This is a genomic window from Collimonas sp. (assembly GCF_044339385.1).
Classification (GTDB): Bacteria; Pseudomonadota; Gammaproteobacteria; order Burkholderiales; family Burkholderiaceae_D; genus Collimonas.
Genome location: NZ_JBIIVN010000192.1, coordinates 1 through 4,341, shown reverse-complemented (window position 1 = coordinate 4,341; position 4,341 = coordinate 1). Strand labels below are relative to the sequence as shown.

Sequence of the window (4,341 nt, the reverse complement as noted above, 5' to 3'; positions counted from 1 at the left end):
CAGCATTCGACGCTTGGCTATCGTTCACCCTGCCAGTATTTAGATGACTGGCTCACTGAGCAACATCAGGAAAAACAGGCGGCATAAAAGCCACCTGTTGGAAGACGAAAAATCGAGGGAAGCTCAGGACTGGCTGGGATGGCACCCGGCCCCAATACCAGTCTTGCGCATCCTGCGCACAAGATTTACCCGTATTTGTTGCGTGGTTTGCCAATCATCCGACCAAATCAGGTTTGGAGTGTCGATATAACTGAGCTTCCCTCTTATAATTCCTAATTAAGATTTACGTTAACGTCAATTCAGATTTCTTTATTTAATAAAAGGCATAACGATGAAAGTACTAGTACCAGTCAAGCGCGTCGTCGACTACAACGTCAAAGTACGGGTCAAATCGGACGGCAGCGGCGTAGACATTGCTAACGTCAAGATGTCGATGAATCCGTTTGACGAAATCGCTGTTGAGGAAGCCACGCGTCTGAAAGAAGGCGGCAAGGTCACGGAAGTGATCGCAATTTCCTGTGGTGTCACGCAATCTCAGGAAACCCTGCGCACCGCAATGGCGATCGGTGCTGATCGCGGCATTCTGGTCGATACAGCCGAAACCGACTTGCAGCCGCTGGCGGTTGCCAAATTGCTCAAAGCAGTCGCAGATAAGGAGCAGCCGCAACTGATCATCCTCGGCAAGCAGGCCATTGACGATGATTGCAATCAGACCGGCCAGATGCTGGCTGCACTGCTGGGTTGGCCGCAAGCGACGTTCGCTTCCAAGGTTGTGCTGGAAGACGGCAAGGTTACTGTCACCCGTGAAGTCGACGGCGGCCTGGAGACCATCTCCTTGACGCTGCCAGTGATCATCACCACCGATTTGCGTCTCAACGAGCCGCGCTACGTGACGCTGCCGAACATCATGAAGGCCAAGAAGAAAACGCTGGACGTATTCAAGCCGGCCGATCTTGGTGTCGACGTTGCGCCGCGCCTGAAGACCTTGAAAGTGGTCGAGCCGGCCAAGCGCAGTGCCGGTATCAAGGTGCCTGACGTGGCAACCTTGGTCGCCAAGTTGAAGAGCGAAGCCAAGGTCTTGTAACCGATTTCTTGTAACCGATTGCTGCCCTCAACCTAGGCAATCAAAGAACCATCCGTCGTGCTGCATCCGTTGATTGCAGGCGCACGATATACCAACCAGGAGTCACCATGACAGCCCTCGTCATCGCCGAACACGATAACGCCTCGTTAAAAGGCAGTACCCTCAATACCATCACCGCCGCCATCCAATGCGGTGGCGAAGTCCACGTGCTGGTCGCCGGTAGCAACTGCGCGGCAGCCGCTCAGGCTGCCGCGCAAGTTGCGGGCGTGACCAAAGTGTTGGTCGCCGATGCCGCTTATTTCGCAGACGGCCTGGCAGAAAACGTCGCCGAGCAAGTGCTGGCGCTAGCTTCCGGCTACAGCCACATCCTGGCCCCGGCTAGCGCTTATGGCAAGAATATCCTGCCACGCGTGGCCGCTAAACTGGATGTCGCTCAGATTTCCGAAATCACCAAGGTCGATAGCCCGGATACGTTTGAACGCCCGATCTATGCCGGCAACGCCATCGCCACAGTGCAATCGTCTGACGCCATCAAGGTCATCACTGTTCGTACTACCGGGTTTGATGCCGCTGCAGCAGGCGGTTCTGCTACTGTGGAAAATATTGCTGCAGCCGCCGATTTTGGCAAATCGGTCTTTGTTTCGCGCGAACTTGCCAAGTCAGATCGTCCTGAACTGACGGCCGCCAAGAGCATCGTGTCAGGCGGGCGCGGTATGGGCTCTGCTGAAAACTTCAAGATTCTGGAGCCGCTGGCCGACAAGCTTGGCGCGGCGATGGGTGCTTCGCGCGCCGCAGTCGACGCAGGCTTCGTGCCGAACGACTGGCAGGTCGGCCAGACCGGCAAGATCGTGGCGCCGCAACTTTATATCGCGGTTGGTATTTCCGGTGCGATTCAGCATCTGGCCGGGATGAAGGACTCAAAGGTGATCGTCGCCATTAACAAGGACGAAGAAGCACCGATCTTCTCGGTAGCCGATTATGGCATTGTTGGGGATTTGTTCGATATCGTCCCGCAGTTGGTAGCTGAACTGGGCTAATTCAGCTGTATCGCATGGTGTCGCCGGGCGTTGAAAAGCATCTTCTCGATTGCTTTTCGATACCTTGGGTTGCAGCGTGCTTCTAAGCACAAGGTTGCGATGCTAGTGGCGAGTGTTGGCGTTGATTGGTCCTGAAAGTAGGTCTCGAAACGCCTGCCGCACGCTGTCGGTTCGATGCTGTGATGCTTACCTATTATTTTGCGGCGCTGCTTCTCGTGCCGAAGTTGCAACGTCGGCAGCGGTTTTTCGGGGCCTTGGTTTTACCACCCGATTTTTTGGAGTAGGTCATGAGTTATGTCGCCCCACTGAAAGACATGTTGTTTGTCCTGAATGAATTGGCCGGCCTGGCGCAGGTCAATGCACTGCCGGGTTGCGAGGATGCGACCCCGGAAACCGTGGAAGCGGTATTGCAGGAAAATGCCAAATTTTGTGGTGAAGTAGTCGCTCCGCTGAATTACGCCGGCGATCGGGAGCCGAGCTATTGGCATGATGGACATGTCACCACCAGTAAAGGCTTCAAGGAGGCATTCAAGGCGTTTGCTGAAGCTGGCTGGCAAGGTGTTCAGCATCCCGTTGAGTTCGGTGGCCAAGGTTTGCCGAAGCTGGTCGCTACCCCCTGCATTGAGATGCTCAATGCCGCTAATCTGTCGTTTGCGTTGTGCCCATTATTGAGCGACGGCGCCATCGAAGCGTTGCTCACCGCGGGCAGCGATGAGCAGAAGCAGATTTACCTGGAAAAACTGGTGTCGGGCAAGTGGACCGGCACCATGAATCTGACTGAGCCGCAAGCCGGTTCCGATCTGGCGCTGGTGCGCACTCGCGCGGTGCCGCAGGATGACGGGACTTACAAGATTTCCGGCACCAAGATTTATATTACCTACGGCGAGCATGATATGGCCGAGAACATTGTTCATCTGGTGTTGGCTCGCACGCCTGATGCGCCGGAGGGCGTCAAAGGGATTTCACTTTTCATCGTGCCGAAATTCCTGGTCAATGCCGATGGCACGCCAGGTGCCCGCAACGATGTCCATTGCGTATCGATTGAGCATAAACTGGGTATCAAGGCCAGCCCTACCGCAGTGCTGCAGTTCGGCGATCACGGCGGTGCCGTCGGTACTTTGGTCGGCCAGGAAAATCGTGGCCTCGAATACATGTTCATCATGATGAACGCTGCGCGTTTTGCGGTTGGTCTTCAAGGTATCAGTGTCGCCGAACGTGCTTATCAAAAAGCCGTAGCCTATGCCAAGGATCGGGTGCAGTCGCGCGACCTTGCTGGCTCCGCCGGAGCCGTGACGATCATCCATCAGCCCGATGTGCGGCGCATGCTGATGAGTATGCGTTCGCAGATCGAAGCAGCGCGGGCGCTGGCTTATGTGACTGCCGCCGCCCACGATGCTGCGCATCATCACCCCGACGCGGCTAGTCGTCAGTCGAATCAGGCGTTCTATGAATATATGGTGCCGGTAGTTAAGGGCTTGTCCACCGAAATGTCGATCGATGTGGCGTCCACCGGCGTGCAGATCCATGGCGGCATGGGCTTCATCGAAGAAACCGGTGCGGCACAGTTCTATCGCGATGCGCGGATCCTGACGATCTACGAAGGCACCACAGCGATCCAAGCCAACGACCTGATCGGCCGCAAGACCGCACGTGATGGTGGCGCGGTGGCACGGGGCATCGTTGCCCAAGTCCGTGCCACCCAGGCGCAGCTGGCTGCGAGTGGTTCTGCTGACTTGGTTGCTATTGGCAAGCAACTGGCGCGCGGTGCCGATGCGCTGGAGCAGGTCGTCACCTATGTGGTCGATAATCTGAAGAGCGACATCAAGGGCGTATTTGCCGGCAGTGTGCCATACCTGAAGCTGGCCGGCATTGTGCTGGGCGGCTGGCAACTGGGGCGCGCAGCACTTGTGTCTCTGCAAAAACTGCAAGTTGGTGGAGGCGATGTCAGCTTCTATCAGGCCAAGATCGGCACCGCGCGTTTCTTTGCCGATCACATCCTGTCCCAAGCAGATGCTTACCGCGTCTCTATTGTCGAAGGCAGTAGTGGCGTCATGGCGTTGACAGAGGATCAGTTCTGACAGCTGGTTTAGCTCTGTAGTCGCCCCTGAACAACCCCATCCCCCCAATGTTGGCGGGGCCTGATGCCTCAAAAGCGGTTGCGGAATTTGCAAGAACATGGAATATTTCTATTCAATTTCTTGCAAATATTGTCGAGGTGTC

The 4,341-nt window shown here is 55.9% G+C and carries 3 protein-coding genes and 1 pseudogene; all 4 read left to right on the top strand.

Annotated elements, in window-relative coordinates; translation table 11 throughout:
• Positions 1-123: 123 nt before the first annotated feature.
• Positions 124-252 (top strand): annotated as a pseudogene (locus tag ACIQ0R_RS11585) (IS3 family transposase); the annotation flags it as partial.
• Between the two features lie 79 nt (positions 253-331).
• Positions 332-1,084, top strand: coding sequence for an electron transfer flavoprotein subunit beta/FixA family protein (locus tag ACIQ0R_RS11580; RefSeq protein WP_395827525.1), 753 nt, complete (start codon positions 332-334; stop codon positions 1,082-1,084).
• A 107-nt stretch (positions 1,085-1,191) separates the two neighbouring features.
• Positions 1,192-2,121: an electron transfer flavoprotein subunit alpha/FixB family protein gene (locus ACIQ0R_RS11575; protein ID WP_395827522.1), complete on the top strand. Its 930-nt coding sequence runs from the start codon at positions 1,192-1,194 to the stop codon at positions 2,119-2,121.
• A 287-nt stretch (positions 2,122-2,408) separates the two neighbouring features.
• Positions 2,409-4,199, top strand: coding sequence for an acyl-CoA dehydrogenase (locus ACIQ0R_RS11570; RefSeq protein WP_395827519.1), 1,791 nt, complete (start codon positions 2,409-2,411; stop codon positions 4,197-4,199).
• Positions 4,200-4,341: the final 142 nt, after the last annotated feature.

Coding starts and splice junctions, on each gene's coding strand:
- ACIQ0R_RS11580 (WP_395827525.1), top strand. CDS start 332: ATGAAAGTACTAGTACCAGTCAAGCGCGTCGTCGACTACAACGTCAAA.
- ACIQ0R_RS11575 (WP_395827522.1), top strand. CDS start 1,192: ATGACAGCCCTCGTCATCGCCGAACACGATAACGCCTCGTTAAAAGGC.
- ACIQ0R_RS11570 (WP_395827519.1), top strand. CDS start 2,409: ATGAGTTATGTCGCCCCACTGAAAGACATGTTGTTTGTCCTGAATGAA.